Raw genomic sequence first — 17,568 nt, 5'->3', positions numbered from 1 at the left:
CGAGGGGCGGGTGTCCCGCCATGGTGTGCAACGGGGTCCCTTGGAGTTCAACGCCCGTTGATTTCATCACTTGATGATGTCATTTCCTGGTGAACTCTACTAGTGTTGAGTTCAGCGTCAAGAGGCCAACGGACAGTGCTCGTGGACTGGTTGGAGAATCGATGAACCACGTGAAGGTGCCGTCGTGAGTCCCGTCCGGCCGGAGCCGCCGCCCGGAGAGGTCCATGTGTGGACCGTGCCGGAGCCGGGGCCCGGGCAGGAGGCGGCGCTGTGGGACTGTCTCGCCCTGCTCTCGCCGGACGAACTGCGGCGCCAGCGGCGGATGGTGCCCTCGCAGCGCGCGCTGTACGCCTCGGCCCACGCGGCGCTCCGGTCGTTGACCGCCGCCTACACCGGGCTGCCGGCCTCCCGGGTGGCCTTCCTGAAGGGCGCGTTCGGCAAGCCCTACGTCTCAGGGTTCCCCGGTCTGCGGGTCAGCCTGGCGCACACCGAGGGAATGTCCCTGATCGCCGTGAGCCGTGACGGTCCGACCGGCGTCGACGTCGAACGCGTCAGGCCGCTCCGGGATCCGGCGGGCCTGCGCCGTCAGGTGCTCTGCGACCTCGAGGCGGCCGCATGGCCCGCCGACCACGAAGGTCCCCTGAACAGCGGCCTGTTCACCCACTGGGCCTGCAAGGAAGCCGTCCTCAAGGCGCTCGGCAGCGGACTCGCCGGCGACCTCACCGCGGTGCACGTCGCGCCGGGGGCGCGGCGCGAGGGCCCGGTGCGGGTGCTGGCGGCGCCCGGCTCGCCCTCGCGGGTCTGGAACCTGCACCTCGTCGACCTGGGGACCGGGTTCAGGGCGGCCGTCGCCGTCGCCGGGGGAGGAGCGCTCGTGCGTGTCTTCGGCCTGGCACCCGGCACCCGGCCCCGGCTGCCGGGCCCGGAGCGGCCCCTGGTGCGCATGCTGCCGCCCGGGAGCCCGGTGCGGGAACGGGCCGCCGTGGCGGCGCCGGACGCCCGGGCGCCGGCGGCGCGGACCGGCCCCGTGTCCCTGCGTCGGCTGCCACGGCCCGCAGGAGCTGGCTCCCGGCTTGTGAGAGCCGACTCCCGGCCCGTGGGAGCCGACTCCCGGTTTTCGAGAGCCGACCCCAGGGGGGCGGGGGCGGAACCTGAGGGCGCGGGAGTGGAACCTGGGGGCGCGGCGACGGCGCCGGGTGCTCCGGATCCGGACCGGCACGCCCCCTCCATGTCTCTCCGCCGGCTCCCCGGATCCCCGGGACCGGCTCCCCCGTCGCGGGCCGTGAGCCCGGCTGCCGCTCCCGTGCCGGTTCCCGCCGCTGTGCAGGTTCCCGTCATGTCCTCGTCCGGACGTCTTCCCGCCCGTCATCTCAAGGAGGTCCCCCCATGCAGCGGTTGAGCAATCCCGGACCGGCCGCCACGAACGGAGCCGACCCGTCCCCGGCGGCCGGCCAGGACCGTCCCACCTTGCTGTGCCTGCCGTACGCGGGCGGCGCGGCACGCGCCTTCGCCGGTCTGGAGGCGGCACTGCAGGACACCGTGCGCACCGCGCTGCTGGAACTGCCCGGACACGGCACACGGATGGCCGAGCCGCTGCGCGACGACTTCGGCTCCGTCCTGGAGGACCTGATCCGCCGCTCCGCCCCGCACACCACCGGCCGCTACGTGCTCCTCGGCCACAGCATGGGCGCCGCCTTCGCCTTCGAGGCGGGCCGCCGCTGGAGCGCCCTCGGACGGCCTCCGGCCGGTGTGGTCCTCGTCGGACGCAACGGCCCCACCGCCCGCCGCGTCCTGCCCGATCTGCACACCCTGCCGCCCACGGCGTTCCTGGAGGCCGTCCGGCGGCTCGGCGGCACCCCGCCGCAGCTCTTCGAACACCCCGAGCTGGTCAAGCTGTTCACCCCGCTGCTGCGCGCCGACTTCACCCTCTCGGAGACCTACACCCCGCTTCCCGGCCCGCCGCTGGACTGCCCGCTGTGGGTGTGCGCGGGTGTGGACGACCCGATGGTGGACGACGCCGGCCTGCGCGACTGGGAGAACCACGGTGCCACCGACGTCGCCGTCGAATGGCTGCCCGGCGGTCACTTCCTCCTGGACGACCCCGCCTTCCACGCCTACGTCGCGGGCGTCCTGCGCTCCCTCCCCGGACCGGCGGCACGGATCTGATCCCCCGGCCCGCCCGGAACACCCCCGGAACGCCGCCGGCCCTCCCGCCTGGTCACCAGGTGGAGGGCCGGCGGCGGTCGCGCGTCTCAGGCCGCGGGGTGGGCGTGTACCTCGGAGAACTGGGCGCGCCAGTAGGCCAGCGGTGTGCGGGCGGTCGAGACCTCGCCGTGCACCAGGCGGCCGATGAGCACCTGGTGGTCGCCCGCCAGATGGCTGCTGGTCAGGATGCACTCCGCGTGGGCCACGGTCGAGTCGAGCAGGGGTGCGCCGGTGCGCTCGCCCGCCGTCCAGGAGACGCCGGCGAACCGCTCGGGCACCGGTGAGGCGAACGTACGGGCGGTGTCGGCCATCCCGGCCGACAGGAAGTTCACCCCGAAGACCGAACTCTCGTGAATGGCCGCGAGGGTGGCGCTCGGCTGCTTGACGCAGACCAGCAGCAGGGGTGGCGAGGCGGACACGCTGCACACCGCGCTGCAGGTGAGACCGCGTGGCTCGCCGTCACCGGTGATGCTCGTGACGACGCTCACCCCCGTCGGCAGCGAACCCATCACCGACCGGAACGTGTGCGGGTCCACCTGGTCCAACAGGCTTTCGGAGGTGGTGAATCGATCAGACATGGTCAGATCCTCGTCTCTGATGCCGAGGCGGGTCAGGGCCGCGGAGTTCATCGGATGTCACCGGACGGCCGTCGTCGGGCGCGGGCCGTCCACGGTCAGGAGGCGTCGACGGCGGTGATCTGCCGCACCAGCGCCTGACGGTCCGTCTTGCCGTTTCCTGTCAGCGGGAGTTCGGGAACCACATGGACGGCGTCGACCACCATGTAGAGCGGGAGCCGGTCGGCGCACTCCCGCTTGAGTTCGAGCAGTCCCGGGCCCCGCGGACCGTCCGGGACCACGACGGCGTGGATCCGCGCGTCGAGGCCGCCCCCGACCACCACGCACGCCGCCGCCGCGACCTTGGGGTTGGCCGCGACCACGGCCTCGATGTCCCCGAGCTCGATCCGGTGCCCGCGCACCTTGACCATGTGGTCACGCCGGCCCACGTACTCCAGCATGCCGTCCGGTCCCATCCGCCCGATGTCACCGGTGAAGTAGGGCCCCTGCTGCGGCTCCTTGCCCCAGTAGCCGAGCATCACGGTCGGTCCGCTGACCACGATCTCGCCCTCCGCCGCGCGCGGCGGGTGGATCCGGATCCGGTCACCGCTGACCGCGGTGCCGATCGGCAGCGGACGGGTGCTGCCCAGATCGCGGTCCGTGACCTCGTAACTGGTGCACACGTTCGTCTCGGTCGGCCCGTACCAGTTGAACATCCGCACGTCCGGCCACGCCTTGCGCAGCTCGTGCACCTGCTGGACGGGGAACGGCTCCCCGGCGAACACGCACACCCGCAGATCGGCCGGAGGTTCCCCGGCCAGCAGTTCGCCGCGCTGCATCATGAGCACCAGTGCCGAGGGCACCGAGTACCAGACGGTGATCCGCTCGCGCCGCAGCAACGCGCCGAGCTGCGCCGGGTCGTAGGCCAGGCCCTCCGGGACCAGCACCACCGACGCGCCGGCCAGGAAGGTCGCGTACAGGTCGAAGACGGAGAGGTCGAAGTTGAACGGCGCGTGGTTGGACAGCCGGTCCGCGGCCGTGACACCCACCTCGGCGGTGGCCCAGCGCACGAACGACAGCGCGTTGCGGTGGCTGATGCAGACACCCTTCGGCTCTCCGGTCGAACCGGAGGTGTAGAGGATGTACGCCGCGTCGTCCGGTTCGTTCTCGTACGGCGCCGGGGCGTCGGCCGCCGGGGCCTCCTCGCGCAGCACGGCGAACGAGGCGAGCGGCACGTCCTCGTCCCAGCCCGCGTCCCCGGCGCGCCGGATCCCGTCGGGGTCCGCCACCACCAGAGCGGGCGTGCAGCTCGCGGCGATCCGCCGGATCCGGGCGGCCGGGTTGTTGGCGCTGACCGGCACATAGATCGCGCCGACGCGCAGCGTGCCCTGCATGAGGGCGATGGCGTCCAGGGTCTTGTGCGTCCACAGCACGACCCGGTCGCCGGGGCGGACCCCGCGCAGGTGCAGGGCGGCCGCGTACCGGTCGGCGAGGTCGTCCAGCTCCCGGTAGCAGGCCACTCCCTGGGACGAGCGCACGGCCGGGGCGTCCGGGGCGCGCCGGGCGGAGTCGATGACGAGCTGGTGGAGCCTCACAGGCCCATCTCCTTCACTATGAGCTGACGCTGGATGTCCGAGGTTCCCGAGAAGATCGTGCTGGGCACGGCGTCGCGGAACGCGGCCTCGACACCGTCCTCGCGCAGATAGCCGCGCCCCGCGAAGACACGGACCGCGTCGCTCGCGGACGCCAGCACGCCCTCGGACACGGCGAGTTTCGACAGGGCGATCGCAAGGACGGAGGGATCGCCCGCGTCCATCGACCAGCAGGCCCGGTACAGCAGCAGCCGGGCGCTCTCCAGCCGGAGCTTCATGTCGGCGATCCGGTTGGACACGGACTGGAACTCGCCGATCCTGCGGCCGAACTGGCGCCGCTCGCGCGCGTGCGTGACGCACTGCTCCACGAGCCGGTCGAGGAGACCGATGTAGAGGGCGAAGAGACAGGCGCGCTCCCAGCCCATGGAGTGCTGGAAGATCGCCGCTCCCGCTCCCGCACCGCCGAGCACCTGCTCCTCGGGAACGAAGCAGTCCTCGAACGTGACCGAGCCGGCCGGGCAGGAGTGCATGCCCATCTTCTCGTAGGGCTTGCCGACGACGACCCCCGGTGTGTCCCGGTCGACGACCAGGCCGGTGACACCGAGGAACCCGGCCTTGGGGTTCACGGTCGCGTACGTCACGAAGACGTCGGCCGCGGGCCCGTTCGTGACGAAGCTCTTGGTGCCGTTCAGGAGGTACCCGCCGGCGGTGGGGGTCGCGGTCGTACCGAGCCGCGAGGAGTCCGAGCCGGCCTCCGGCTCGGTCATCGCGTTGCCCGCGATCAGCCGTCCCGAGGCGAGACCGGGCAGCAGCCGGCGGCGTACGGACCCGGTGCCGAAACGGTCCAGGGGCACCGCGCAGGCGAAGGTGTGCGCCGCCGCGCCGAACACCAGGCCCGTGTCGGCGCAGCCCCGGCCCACGGCCTCCACGATCCGCGCGGTGTCGAGCGCGCCCAGGCCCTGCCCGCCGAACTCCTCGGGCAGACAGGATCCGAGCATGCCGATCTCACCGAGCCGCAGCCAGTCCCCCCGGGTGTAGAAACCGTGGTTCGCGCCCGGAGGCGCGGGAAAGGCCGCCCGCGTCGCGTCGAACACCTGGTCGTAGCGGGCCTGTTGGTCCTCTTTCCAGCCGAACTCCACATCTGCTCCTGGGGTACGGGGAAGGGGTGCGCCCTCCCACAACGGATCGCTGGTCAGTTCTGCTCGGGGGAGTGGCGCAGGTTGCGCGGCCCGACGTAGCGCAGCCGGGGATGGATGCGGCCCTGCCGGGCCCGCTGCTCCTCGACGTGGGCGAGCCAGCCGGGCACCCGGGCCGCCGCGAACATGGGCACGAACAGGTCCGACGGCATGCCGAGCAGGTGGTAGATCGCGGCCGCGTAGCAGTCCACGGTCAGATAGGGGCGCGGGCCCTTCGACGGATGGGCCGCGGCCCTCACGGCGTCCAGGACCTGGAGGATGCGGTCGCCGCCGGGACCCGCGTTGAAGCGGCGGGCGGCCTCGCGCAGCGGCCGCACGCGGGGGTCCTCCTCGGCGTGCGAGACGGGACGCGTCCGTGCGGCGGACGCCTGGTCGGCGCGGCCGCGCAGATAGGCGGCCGTGGTGTCGGGGCTGCCGTCCTGCCGGGCCAGGTCGATGACCTGGTGGGCGGCGCCGCCGTGCAGCGGTCCGGTGAAGGTGGCGAGCGCGACGGTGATGGAGGCGAAGGTGTCGGCGCCGGTGCCCGCCGCGACGCGGGCCGCGAACGCCGAGGCGTTGCAGCCGTGTTCGGCCTGCAGGATCAGGCACAGGTCGACGAGCCGCACCCGCTCGGGATCACGGGGCAGTCCCAGCATGTACAGGATGTTCTCCGCGTGCGACAGCTCCGGGGCGGGGCCCGGCATGCGCCGTCCGGCGCGGGCCGACTGCTGGGTCGCGAAGATCGTGGGAATCCGGGCGACCAGGCGTTCGCGCAGATCGATGTGGGCGGCCGGGTCGGCGTTCGCCTCCGCGGCGACTCCGAGCGCGGGAACGGCGGTGCGCAGGACGGACGACGTGCTGGAGTTGGCGTTGAGGACGAGGTTCGTCGCGACCATGGGCGGCAGTTCACGGGCCGCGGCGAGCCGGGCCTTGAAGGCACCGAGTTCCTCGGGGTCGGGCAGCCAGCCCCGGATCAGCAGATGGACGACCTCCTCGAAGGTCACCCGGCCGATCAACTCCTCGATCGGGTAGCCCCGGTAGGCGAGCCGGCCGCGGACCGGGTCGACCTCGGAGATCCCCGTGTCGCCGACGACCACGTCCGAGATGTCGGTCGGCTGCTGCCCGGCCGCCGACGGGGCCGGCCCCGTCGGCACGGGCGTGATGGCGGAGGCGTCCTCGGGGGCCTGGAACCGGCTGATCTCGGCGTGCCGTTCGTCGTAGAAGGCACGCAACTGGCCCACGGACTCGATGTGTTCGATCAGGCGATCGTCGAGGGTGGTGCCCAGCTCGTGCTCCAGATGCACCTGGAGCTCCACGGCGGTGAGGTCGTCCCAGCTCGCCACGGCGCGTAACCGCATCTCGTCGCCGATGAACTCCGACGGCATGTCGAAGACGCGGGAAAGAGTGCTGATGACGGGGTGCACCTGGGCCGTCTCCTTCTCTGAGTGCCGCCCGTCCTGCGGGTGCCGGGCGACGAGGGGGGTGGGTGCCGCGGGGCGGTGGGACAGGCCGCGCGTGTGCCCGGTCCCGGCTATACGGCGAGGTCCGAGGCCTGCTCGCCCGCCGGCCCGGGCGCGCGGACCCGGCCGGAGGCCTTCGCCGGACCGGTGACGAGGTCCATCCGGGCGCGGGGGAAGAGATGGGGGAGGAGCGGACCGGTCATGGCCGTGGTGATCAGCGCCATCAGCACCATCTCGGTGAACAGCGTCCGGTCGAGCACGCCCAGGTCGAGGCCGACGCCGAGGATGATCAGTTCGGTCAGGCCCCGGGTGTTCATCAGCACGCCGACGCCCGTCGACTCCTTCCAGCCGAGGCCGAAGGACCTGGCCGGCAGTCCCGCCCCGAGCAGCTTGCCGAGGACGGCCGCGGCGAGGATCAGACCCAGCTCGCCCCAGGCGCCCGGCGACAGGGACGCCACGTCGACGGAGAGCCCGGTGACGATGAAGTAGACCGGCAGCATCAGTTCACCGGCGTGCTGCAACGGGCGCACCATCCTCTCCTCCAGCATGGCCTGCGGTTTGCGGGGCATGACCAGGCCGAAGGCGAAGGCGCCGAAGATGGGGTGGATGCCGATCCTCGACGTCGTGTACGCGGAGAGCAGCAGGCCCGCCGCCACCAGCGTCGCCAGATGGACGCCCGAGCCGCGCGCGGACAGCCGGGCGACGCCCCGGGCGACCAGCGGCCGGACCACCACGATCATGGCGGCGCCGTAACCGGCGGACATCCAGAGGGTGTCGGTGAACCCCGAGGGGCCGGACGCCGTGACGACGGCCACGACTCCGGCGAGCAGACACCAGGCCAGTACGTCACCGAACGCCGCGCTGGTGAGCGCGAGCGCCCCGATCTTCGTACGGCTGAGGTTGTTGTCCTTGAGGATGCGGGCCAGCACCGGGAACGCGGTGATCGACATGCTCACACCGAGATAGAGGCCGAACGAACTGAACGGCACCTTCTCGCCGTTGACGTGCGAATGCGCGTGATAGAGGAGGGCGGCCACGCCGACGCCGAGGAGCATCGGGGCCAGGATGCTGCCGGCCGTCACCCCGGCGACGGAACTCTTGCGGCGCCGCATGGTCGTCCAGTCGAGCTCCCACCCCACGGTGAACATGAAGAGCAGCAGCCCCAGTTGGGCGACCATCGAGAGTAAGGGCCGTACGTCGTCCGGAAACAGGCGCTGGGTCGGGTTGCCCGGGAGCAGTCCCAGCAGACTGGGCCCCAGCAGGATTCCCGCCGTGATCTCGCCGATGACGGCGGGCTGCCGGACACGCCGGGCGAGATGGGCGAGGACCGAACCCGCGATCAGGATGCCGGCGATGCCGGCGATGGCGGTGGCCTGCAGTGCTTCGGCGGCATGCGGATGCGTCATGGCATCTCCTCCGGCATCGGAAAGCAGCGGGACGTGAAGACACGAACATAATTCACTGACCGTTGAACTCAACCGATGGTGAGTTTTGCATGCGGGCGCCGCGCCGCACAAGGGGCGTCGGCCGCGGCGTGTCGGTGTGTCCCTGGGTCCTGGCGGGTCGGCGCCCCGGTGTCCCGGCGGGCCGGTGCCCGGCCGGAGTGTCGGCGCGCCCCCGGGTTTCTCCCGGCGGGGGGGTTCCGGCGCGTCGGGGTGGCGGCGTGCGTGCCGGGTCGCCTTCCGGTCGGCCCCCCGTCGGCCCCGGGTTGATCCGGTCGGCTCCCTGTCGGGAAGGCGGCCCTGGGGTGATGTCGGGGCTTGTCCGGCCCCTTGCTTCGTGTAAAACTCTCTACCTGTTGAGTTCACTAAGTGTTGAGTTCTTTTCGAGCGTGAACCGCGGAAGGCGGTGCCTGACCATGCGTGAACTGGTGGAGGCGATCGAGTCCCCGGACTCGGTGCCGGCCGATCTGGCGGCCCTGGGAGTGCCCGAGTCCTACCGGGCGGCGGTTCTCCACAAGGAGGAAGTCGGGATGTTCGAGGGCGTCGCCCTGCGCGACCGGCGCCCCGCCGACTCGCTCCACCTCCAGGACGTGCCGACGCCCCGGCCGGGCCCGGGCGAGGTGCTGGTGGCGGTGATGGCCAGCGCCGTGAACTACAACACCGTCTGGAGCGCCCTGTTCTCGCCGGTACCCACCTTCGCCGCGCTGAGCCGCTACGCGCGCCTCGGCGGCCTCGCCGCCCGGCACGACCAGCCGTACCACGTCATCGGCTCCGACCTGGCCGGTGTCGTGCTCGAGTGCGGCCCCGGTGTGCGGCGCTGGGGCACCGGCGACCGGGTCGTCGCGCACTGCGTGTCCGTCGAGCTCGAGAGCGCGGAAGGCCACGGCGATCCGATGCTCGACCCCGAACAGCGCATCTGGGGCTACGAGACCAACTACGGCGGGCTCGCCCAGATCGCCCTGGTCAAGGCGACCCAGCTCCTGCCCAAGGCCGAGCACCTCACCTGGGAGGAGGCCGCCTCTCCCGGACTGGTCAACTCCACCGCGTACCGTCAGCTCGTCACCCCCAACGGCGCGGGCATGAAACAGGGGGACAACGTCCTGATCTGGGGCGCCGCCGGAGGGCTCGGCTCGTATGCCACCCAGCTGGCCCTGGCCGGCGGCGCCAGTCCCGTCTGTGTCGTCTCCTCGCCCGCAAAGGCCGCCCTGGCACGCCGGTTGGGCGCCGAACTGGTCATCGACCGCGAGGCCGAGGGCTACAGGTTCTGGAAGGACGAGCGCACCCAGGACCCCCGCGAGTGGCGGCGCTTCGGCTCCCGCATCCGGGAGCTGACCGGTGGTGAGGACGTCGACATCGTCTTCGAGCACCCCGGCCGCGAGACCTTCGGCGCCTCCGTCTACGTCACCCGCAAGGGCGGCACGATCGTCACCTGCGCGTCCACGGCCGGCTACACCCACGAGTACGACAACCGTTACCTCTGGATGAGCCTCAAGCGGATCGTGGGCTCCCACTGCGCCAACTACCGCGAGGCGTGGGAGGCCAACCGCCTGATCGCCAAGGGCCGGATCCACCCGACACTGTCGCGGACGTACGCGCTCGACGACGTGGCCCGGGCCGTCGAGTCGATCCACCGCAACGAACACCACGGCAAGGTGGGCGTCCTGTGCCTCGCCCCGGCCGAAGGACTCGGTGTCACGGCCCCGGAGTTCCGCGCCCGCCACGAGAGCGCCATCAACCGCTTCCGCGGTCCGGGGCCCGAGACCGGTTCCGTCGTTCTGAGCGAGGTCGCCGCATGAGTGCCGGGCGCGACACCGTCGGCGTCGTCGGCCTCGGGAGCATCGGCGGCGCGTTCGCCCTCAGGGCCGCGGAGGCCGGGCACCCGGTCCTCGCCCTCGATCCCGACGGGCCGGCGCGGGAACGGTTCCTGCGACTCCTCGACACCGTCCCGAACGCACGCGGGAGGGTCCGTCTGGTCTCCGGCTGGAACGAGTTCGCCACCGCCGCGACCGTCCTGGAGGCCGTGCCGGAGCGGCACGACACCAAGGTCGGGGTGCTGCGCTCACTCGACGCCGCCTGTCCCGCCGAAACCGTTCTGACCAGCAGCGCGTCCGCCCTCTCGCTCACCGGCCTCGCCGCCGCGTCCGGACGCCCCGGACGTCTCGTCGGCCTCCACCTGGCCCTGCCGACCGCCGGTCTCGCGGAGATCGGCCGCACCGTGATGACCGACGACCTCGCCCTCGGCCGGGTCCGCGCGCTCGCCGAGGACATCGGCCTCGCCCACGTCACCGTCGGCGACCGGGCCGGACTGATCTCCACCGCACTGCTCTTCGGCTTCCTGAACCAGGCCGTCACGATGTACGACCAGCAGCTCGCCGGCCGCGACGACATCGACGCCGCGATGCGCCACGGCTGCGGACTTCCGCTCGGACCGCTCGAACTCCTCGACCTGATCGGCACCGACACGGCCTGCGACGTCCTCGACGTCCTCGCCGCGCGCTCGGCCGATCCGGCCCTGCGGCCCGCGCGCAGACTGCGCCACATGGCGCTCGCCGGCCTTCTCGGACGCAAGACGGGACGGGGCTTCTACGACTACCGGGACCCCGCCGGACCCACGCCCGACCCGGAACCCGCCCCGCCCGCCGCACCCGGGGGCCGCTCCGTCCGGTCCGTCGGCATCCTCGGGACCGGCACCATGGCCACCGGTATCGCGGAGGTCTTCGCCAGGAGCGGCATCGCCACCGTCCTCGTCGGCCGGACGGCCGGACGCGCCGAGTCCGCCCGGGAGGCGGTCGCCGCGTCGACGGAACGCGCGGTGCGCCGCGGCAGACTGACCGAGGCCGGTCGCGAGGCCGCCCTGGAGCGGCTGACCGCGACCGCGGACCCGGCCCGGCTCGCCGACCGCGACCTGGTGATCGAGGCCGTCGCCGAGGACCTGGACGTCAAACGGCGGCTCTTCCGTGAACTGGGCGCGCTCTGCCGGCCGGGCGTCCTGCTCGCCACCACGACCTCCAGCCTCCCGGTGATCGAGTGCGGTCTCGCCTCGGGGCGCCCCGAGGACGTGATCGGCCTGCACTTCTTCAACCCGGCCCCGCTCATGCGGCTCGTCGAGGTGATCCCCTCCCTGGAGACCGCGCCCCGGCACGTCGGCACGGCACAGGACCTGTGCCGGGCACTGGGCAAGCACCCGGTCCGGTGCAAGGACCGGCCCGGCTTCATCGTCAACGCCCTGCTCTTCCCGTACCTCAACGGAGCGGTCCGGCTGGCGGAGAGCCACTACGCCTGCGCCGACGACATAGACGACGTGATGAAGCGGGGCTGCGGCTATCCGCTCGGCCCCTTCGAACTGCTCGACATCATCGGCCTCGACATATCGCTCAGCATCCAGCGCGTCCTGCACGAAGCCGACCGCCACCCCCGTACGGTCCCCGCGCCCCTGCTCGGGCACCTCGTGGAGGCCGGCCGGGCGGGACGCAAGTCCGGTGCGGGGTTCCGGGTCTACGGCTGACCCGCCCGCGCCCCGGCGACGTAAGGCCGACGGTTCGAACTCCAGGAGGAAACAGATGATCACCACCGACCGTGCCGCGGCCGCCGACGCCCTCGGCCGGGCCATGCTCGCGGAACTCACCGGCTGCGCCGACCTGTTCCGGCCCAGCGGGCCCGTCACCGACGGCCCGGTTCATCCCCGGCGGCCCCAAGGGCCGCACGGAGCCCACACGTCGCACGGACCGGACGGACAGAACGCGCCGTACGGACCGGATGTCCTGCACGGACCGGACGCGCCGCACGGGGCGCACCGGTGACCGCCCCGGGACCCGTGGCGGTCACCGAAACGGCCCCCGCGACGACCGCCGCGGGCACCGCCGTCGACAGCGACTCCGGTACGGACGTGCCCACCGCGCCCACCGTCCGGCAGGCGGCGTTGGCGGCCCGTGCCGCGGCCGTCCGGCTGGCGGCCGCCTCCGGGGCCGAGCGCGGCGCGGCGCTGCGGGCCGTCTCCCGGCGTCTGACGGCGAGTTCACGGCGGATCCTCGCGGCGAACGGCCAGGACGTCCACGCGGCCAGGACGGCCGGCCGGTCCACCACCGTCCTCGACCGCCTCACCCTCACGCAGGAGCAACTCGACGCGCTCGCCCGGACGGTGCGTGCCCTGGCCGACGAGGCCGACCCCGTCGGCGAGGTCGCGAGCGGCTCCGTCATGCCCAACGGCCTCGAGGTGCGGCGCGTCCGCGTGCCCCTCGGAGTCGTCGGCATGATCTACGAAGGGCGCCCGAACGTGACCGTCGACGCCGCCGCCCTCTGCCTCCGCAGCGGCAACGCGGCACTGCTGCGCGGCTCCTCGACCGCCCGGCACACCAACGCCGCACTGGTCCAGGTCATCCGTGAGGCCCTCGTGGACACCGCGGTCCCCGCCGACGCCGTCCAGCTCGTCCCCGGCACGACCCATGCCGCCGTCCGTGAACTCATGTCCCTGCGCGGCCTGGTGGACGTCCTCGTGCCGCGCGGCGGACACGACCTCATCCAGGCCACCGTGCGCGACTCCGCGGTCCCGGTCATCGAGACCGGCGTCGGAAACTGCCATGTCTACGTGGACCGCCACGCCGACCTGGACAAGGCGCTGGCGATCGTGCTCGACGCCAAGGCGCAGCGCCCCTCCGTCTGCAACGCCGCCGAGTCGCTGCTCGTGCACGAGGCCGTCGCGCCCGCCTTCCTGCCCCGCGCGATCGCCGCGCTGACCGCCCACGGAGTGACCGTGCACGGCGACGAGGCGGTGCGCTCCTTCCATCCCGACGTCGTGCGGGCCACCGACGACGACTGGGGCTGCGAGTACCTCTCCCTCGACCTCGCGGTCGCCGTCGTCGGGTCGCTGGACGCGGCCGTCGCCCACATACGCGCCTACGGCACGGGGCACACCGAGGCGATCGTCACCGACTCGCAGAGTGCCGCCCGTCGCTTCGTCGCGGCGCTGGACACCGCGGTCGTCGCCGTGAACGCCTCCACCCGGTTCGCCGACGGCGGTGAGATCGGCCTCGGGACCGAGCTCGGCATCTCCACCCAGAAACTGCACGCGCGCGGCCCGATGGGCCTCGGCGCGCTGACCACCACCAAGTACGTCCTCGTGGGCGACGGACACATCCGGGGCGGAGCCGCCGCCCCGTCGTCCTGATCAGGAGGTCCGGTCATGTACGTACGCATCATCACGGCGACGGAGCCGGGCGGCCGGCTGCTGTACGCGGAGGAGCCGCACCGCGAGCTGCTCGCGGCGGCCTCGGCACGCCCCTGGCCCGCACTCGCCGGGGTCGACGACGACCCCGCCGAGTCCCACATCGTCCGCGGTATCGACTGAGCGCCGTCCCGGCGTTCCCGGGGACCGGCTGCAGGCGCACGTCCCGTTGGGGACCGCGGAGCGGCCTTCGGGAGTGTCGCCCGGACGGATCGGTTCGGGGCGGGCCACGGGCCTCGGCGCCCCGTCATGGCCTGCCCCGTCACGGCGTGCTCCGCCGTGGCGTCCCGTGCCCCGAGCACGGCGCGCCGTCCGCCCAGGCGCGTCATCCGCCTCCACCGAGGCGTGTCGTCCGCTTCCGGTTGTCACCGTCGTCCGTCTTCGGGCAGGCGTGTCGTCCGCTTCCGGCCGTGGCTGCTGTCCGCGTCCGCCTCCGGCCGTCACGGCCGTCCGCCCTCGGTCGTCACCACCGTCCGCTCAGTACTGTCGTCCGCCCGCTGGGCGTCACCGTCGTCCGCCCGTGCGCACACCGGCCTCGATGCCCGCCGCCCTTCGGGGCGGCGGGCATACTCATGCCCGCGAGCGGGCTCATCGTCCCGGCCGGTCGCCGCCCGCCCCCGCTCGCGCGTACTCCTCCGCCGTACGGATCCGGATCCTGACGCGAGCCGTGGCCGACGGGCCGGGAGCGTCCGGAGGGGCGGGATGGGCCAGCGGTACCAGGTCGTCCTGGTGGACCACCTCCCGGGCCGACCGGCCCTGCAGCCGCAGGAGTTCGCGGGCACCGAGTCCGGCCAGGCCACGCGCGACCACCCGGCCCGTCGCGTCCCGCAGTTCGACCGGGTCGCCGCTGACGAAGTCCCCGTCGACCCGCGTGACGCCGGTGGCGAGCAGCGGCCCCTCGCGCCGGGCGAGGGTCAGCGCCGCGTGCGGGGTGAGCCGCAGGGTGCCGCGCGGGCTGCTGGCGTGCTCCAGCCAGAGCAGATGGTCGGCGGCCCGCTCCCCGGTGCGGTGGAAGAGGGTCCCGGTCTCGCGGCCGCCCAGCGCGTCGGCGGCATGCCGTGCCGCGGTGATGACGACGGGGATCCCGGCGTCGGTGGCGATACGGGCCGCCTCCACCTTGGTCACCATTCCCCCGGTGCCGACCCCCGACGTCCCGGTGCTGCCGATCTCCACGCCGGCCAGGTCCCCGCGTCCGCGCACCTCGGGTATCCGCCGCGATCCGGGCGTGCCCGGGGCGCCGTCGTAGAGGCCGTCGACGTCCGAGAGCAGGACCAGCAGCTCGGCCCGGACGAGATGGGCGACGAGCGCGGCGAGCCGGTCGTTGTCACCGAACCTGATCTCGGCCGTGGCCACGGTGTCGTTCTCGTTCACGACGGGCACCGCGCCCATGGCGAGAACCTGGGCGAGGGCACGGTAGGCGTTGCGGTACTGGGTGTGGCGGCCGATGTCGTCCGCGGTGAGCAGGATCTGGCCGACCCGCAGCCCGTGCCGGGCGAAGGAGGCGGTGTAGCGGGCGACCAGCAGCCCCTGGCCGACACAGGCGGCCGCCTGCTGCCGGGCCAGGTCGCGCGGACGCTCGCCGAGACCGAGCGGGGCCAGCCCGGCGGCGATGGCGCCCGAGGAGACGAGGACGACCTCGGTGCCGGCCGACCGGGCCCGTGCGATGACGTCCACGAGGGCGTCCACCCGGTCCGAGTCGAGACCGCCCGCGGCGGAGGTCAGGGACGAGGAGCCCACCTTCACGACCACGCGACGGGCCGCCAGGACGTCGGCCCGCGAGGACGGAGCGCCGGACGCCGGAGCACCGGACACCGGCCGGCTCACCGGACGGCCGGTGCGGTGAGGGCGAGTTCGCCGGACCGCGGTCCGGTCATCTCGCGCAGCAGCGTGTGCACCGTCTCCACGACGAGCACGGGCCGCTCGTACGGCAGGTCGTGCCCTTGGCCGGGGACGGTCTGCAGAACGGCGCCGGGGATGTCGTCGGCGAGCCGGCGGGCCTGTGCGGGAGGGGTGACGCAGTCCAGGGCGCCCACCAGGATCCGGGTGGGCACACGGCCGAGCGCGCCGAGGCGGCCCGCGCAGTCGTGGGTGGTGAGGGCGGCGTAGAACTCGGCGATGGCGAGCACGGGGATCTCGCGGAAGGCACGGGCGCCCTCGCGGACCGACTCGGTGTGGGGTCCGGCTCCGAACACCGCGCGCCACAACGGCGCGGTGGTGGGGTGCGACAACGGTCCGGTGAGCAGCCGGTGCACGGTCCTGGCCGAGCGCGGCGAGCGCAGCAGCCCGTCGGCGACGCGCTGCCGGGCCCGGGACAGCCGGCGCGCGCCGCCGGGCAGACCGGCCGGCACGGTCAGTCCCTCGGTCACCTCGTTCAGGCAGGTCGAGATCAGTCCGACGGCGCCCACCCGGTCGCCGAACAGGGCGGGCCGGCCGGCCGCCAGCTGCTGGATGGCCATGCCCCCCATGGAGTGGCCGACGACCACCAGCGGTGCGCTCCTGCGGGTCGTGGCGGTGACCACGCGGGCGAGGTCGTCGCCGAGCAGCGCCATGTCGAGCACTTCGCCGCCGCGGGTCGAACTCCCGTGACCCCGCTGGTCGTAGGTGATCGTGCGGACCGCGGGGAAGCCCTGCCGGGGGCGGGTCAGCGCGTCGATGTGCGGCCTCCAGCTCTGCGCGGACATCGTCCAGCCGTGGCAGAGCAGGACGGTCACCGCCGCGTCGGGATCACCGTGCTCGTAGACGGCGATCTCGGCACCGTCGTCCGTGGTCACCGTGCGTGGCGGACGGAGCGGTCCGGCCGGGACGGGGGCCGGGGCGGTGGGGGAGGCGAGGGCCACGGACGCGGTCATGAGGCCGGGCCACGGTCGGAGGCGAGCAAGGGTGTGCCCGTACGGGCTTCCCGGGTACGGGGCGCGGCGGCGTGCGGATCGCGGACGCGGGCGTAGGGCGACGCCGACTCGGCCGTCCGCCAGGCCTGTTGGACCTGTCCGTGCGTCAGGCCGAGCACCCGCGATATGCACCGGGGACTCCATCCCCGGTGCCGCAGGAACCACACGTACGCCGGACGCTCCCGTGCCTCGGTCCGCAGCCGTCGGCCGCCGTGCGCGAGAAAGGCGGCGAGTTCAGGGCTCATCGTGCCGAGGGTGCCCGCGACCCGGAGCAGCTCCCGGCGTTCACGGACGGTGAGGCCGCCCCAGATGCCGGTGCTCTCGCCGTGCAGGAGCGCCTCGTGCAGGCACTGCCGGGCGACGGGGCAGCCGGCGCACACCTTCTTCGCCGCGGCCTCCCGTTCGTCGTCCGTGCCGCCGGCGGGCGGGAAGAAGGTCTCGGGGTCGGCATCACGGCAGGCCGCGCGCTCCACCCAGGGATCGGTGTCCGTGCGATGGTGCGCCGGTGCGTGCATGACGGTGGGCCCTTCCTCGGTGAGGTGTGAACGGGGTCGCACCCCCCGAGAATAAACTCAACACTCGTTGATTTCAATGAGTGTTGACATCTACCTCGCGATCCGGAGTGAACTGGTGGACGGGGTGAAAAGTTGAAGGTGGGACGGCTTTCCTGTGGATTCCACGCTTGATGAAATTGGCCCTTGCTGGCATCAACTCGGCTGGCGTACCGTCGCGTTGGCTTCACCCGCGGGGCCGGTTCCTCGGTCCCCGGGAAGCGCCGACGGACGTGTCCTGGGCCGACTCGGGACACCCCCACCGTTCGCAGCCCGCCCGCACCATGCTTCGGAGCGTCACGCGCCATCGAGCTCGACGTTCTGCGTCTGCGCTGTACGGCCCCCGGTGGGGGCGTGCGGGGCGGATGCCGGGGGTGATTCGCGTGCCCGGAATTCCTTGGCGAGAGCTGTCGAACGTGCCGGCGGCCGTCGTCGGCGTGGGCGGTGGGGCGGCACTTCGCCTTCCGGGGGCGGGCTCGT

General features: G+C 73.1%; 14 protein-coding genes and 1 pseudogene. 7 read left to right on the top strand and 8 right to left on the bottom strand.

Going from position 1 to position 17,568, the window contains the following annotated elements; genetic code table 11:
* The first annotated feature begins 184 nt into the window (after window positions 1-184).
* Together ACH4S8_RS27545 and ACH4S8_RS27540 are read left to right on the top strand one after the other, a co-directional pair.
* The gene (locus ACH4S8_RS27545) at window positions 185-1,399 is read left to right on the top strand and encodes a 4'-phosphopantetheinyl transferase family protein (RefSeq protein WP_398398590.1); all 1,215 of its coding nucleotides are present in this window, start codon (window positions 185-187) and stop codon (window positions 1,397-1,399) included.
* On the top strand, window positions 1,387-2,166 hold the full coding sequence (locus tag ACH4S8_RS27540) for a thioesterase II family protein (protein ID WP_398398588.1): 780 nt from the start codon (window positions 1,387-1,389) through the stop codon (window positions 2,164-2,166). The genes ACH4S8_RS27545 and ACH4S8_RS27540 overlap by 13 nt, the downstream gene beginning before the upstream one ends.
* A gap of 86 nt (window positions 2,167-2,252) precedes the next feature.
* Here ACH4S8_RS27540 and ACH4S8_RS27535 read toward each other — a convergent pair whose 3' ends face one another.
* The 5 genes from ACH4S8_RS27535 to ACH4S8_RS27515 form a co-directional block, all read right to left on the bottom strand.
* A complete protein-coding gene (locus tag ACH4S8_RS27535) occupies window positions 2,253-2,783 on the bottom strand; it encodes a flavin reductase family protein (protein ID WP_398398586.1) in 531 nt (176 codons plus the stop codon).
* Between the two features lie 95 nt (window positions 2,784-2,878).
* The gene (locus tag ACH4S8_RS27530; RefSeq protein WP_398398584.1) at window positions 2,879-4,354 is read right to left on the bottom strand and encodes an amino acid adenylation domain-containing protein; all 1,476 of its coding nucleotides are present in this window, start codon (window positions 4,352-4,354) and stop codon (window positions 2,879-2,881) included.
* Window positions 4,351-5,490 carry an acyl-CoA dehydrogenase family protein gene (locus tag ACH4S8_RS27525; protein WP_398398582.1) on the bottom strand — a complete coding sequence of 380 codons (1,140 nt, stop codon included), beginning with the start codon at window positions 5,488-5,490 and terminating at the stop codon, window positions 4,351-4,353. The genes ACH4S8_RS27530 and ACH4S8_RS27525 overlap by 4 nt, the downstream gene beginning before the upstream one ends.
* A gap of 53 nt (window positions 5,491-5,543) precedes the next feature.
* The gene (locus ACH4S8_RS27520; protein ID WP_398398580.1) at window positions 5,544-6,950 is read right to left on the bottom strand and encodes a citrate/2-methylcitrate synthase; all 1,407 of its coding nucleotides are present in this window, start codon (window positions 6,948-6,950) and stop codon (window positions 5,544-5,546) included.
* 107 nt (window positions 6,951-7,057) lie between these two features.
* Window positions 7,058-8,392 (bottom strand): cation:proton antiporter, encoded by a 1,335-nt coding sequence (locus tag ACH4S8_RS27515; protein WP_398398578.1) that lies wholly within the window; start codon window positions 8,390-8,392, stop codon window positions 7,058-7,060.
* Between the two features lie 452 nt (window positions 8,393-8,844).
* Here ACH4S8_RS27515 and ccrA point away from each other — a divergent pair, with 452 nt between their 5' ends.
* From ccrA to ACH4S8_RS27490, 5 genes are all read left to right on the top strand, one after another.
* Window positions 8,845-10,224, top strand: a complete 1,380-nt coding sequence (gene ccrA, locus ACH4S8_RS27510; RefSeq protein WP_398398576.1) for a crotonyl-CoA carboxylase/reductase — start codon at window positions 8,845-8,847, stop codon at window positions 10,222-10,224.
* Window positions 10,221-11,933, top strand: a complete 1,713-nt coding sequence (locus ACH4S8_RS27505; protein ID WP_398398574.1) for a 3-hydroxyacyl-CoA dehydrogenase family protein — start codon at window positions 10,221-10,223, stop codon at window positions 11,931-11,933. Before ccrA ends, ACH4S8_RS27505 begins: the two co-directional genes overlap by 4 nt.
* Before the next feature lie 55 nt (window positions 11,934-11,988).
* Complete coding sequence (locus tag ACH4S8_RS27500; protein WP_398398572.1) at window positions 11,989-12,228, top strand: hypothetical protein; 240 nt, start codon at window positions 11,989-11,991, stop codon at window positions 12,226-12,228.
* A gap of 86 nt (window positions 12,229-12,314) precedes the next feature.
* Window positions 12,315-13,592 (top strand): glutamate-5-semialdehyde dehydrogenase, encoded by a 1,278-nt coding sequence (locus ACH4S8_RS27495; protein WP_398398646.1) that lies wholly within the window; start codon window positions 12,315-12,317, stop codon window positions 13,590-13,592.
* A gap of 15 nt (window positions 13,593-13,607) precedes the next feature.
* On the top strand, window positions 13,608-13,772 hold the full coding sequence (locus ACH4S8_RS27490; RefSeq protein ID WP_398398570.1) for a hypothetical protein: 165 nt from the start codon (window positions 13,608-13,610) through the stop codon (window positions 13,770-13,772).
* 465 nt (window positions 13,773-14,237) lie between these two features.
* Here the strand turns inward: ACH4S8_RS27490 and proB are convergent, their stop codons facing one another.
* From proB to ACH4S8_RS27475, 3 genes and pseudogenes are all read right to left on the bottom strand, one after another.
* A complete protein-coding gene (proB, locus tag ACH4S8_RS27485; RefSeq protein WP_398398568.1) occupies window positions 14,238-15,461 on the bottom strand; it encodes a glutamate 5-kinase in 1,224 nt (407 codons plus the stop codon).
* Window positions 15,462-15,469: 8 nt separating this feature from the next.
* Window positions 15,470-16,498: an alpha/beta fold hydrolase gene (locus ACH4S8_RS27480; RefSeq protein WP_398398566.1), complete on the bottom strand. Its 1,029-nt coding sequence runs from the start codon at window positions 16,496-16,498 to the stop codon at window positions 15,470-15,472.
* A 299-nt stretch (window positions 16,499-16,797) separates the two neighbouring features.
* Window positions 16,798-17,052: pseudogene (locus ACH4S8_RS27475) on the bottom strand (WhiB family transcriptional regulator); the annotation flags it as partial.
* Window positions 17,053-17,568 lie beyond the last annotated feature (516 nt).

It is taken from the genome of Streptomyces sp. NPDC021080, assembly GCF_044333225.1.
Taxonomy (GTDB): domain Bacteria; phylum Actinomycetota; class Actinomycetes; order Streptomycetales; family Streptomycetaceae; genus Streptomyces.
Note: the sequence above shows the minus strand (reverse complement) of the source record. Positions and strands in the feature narration are given on the sequence as shown.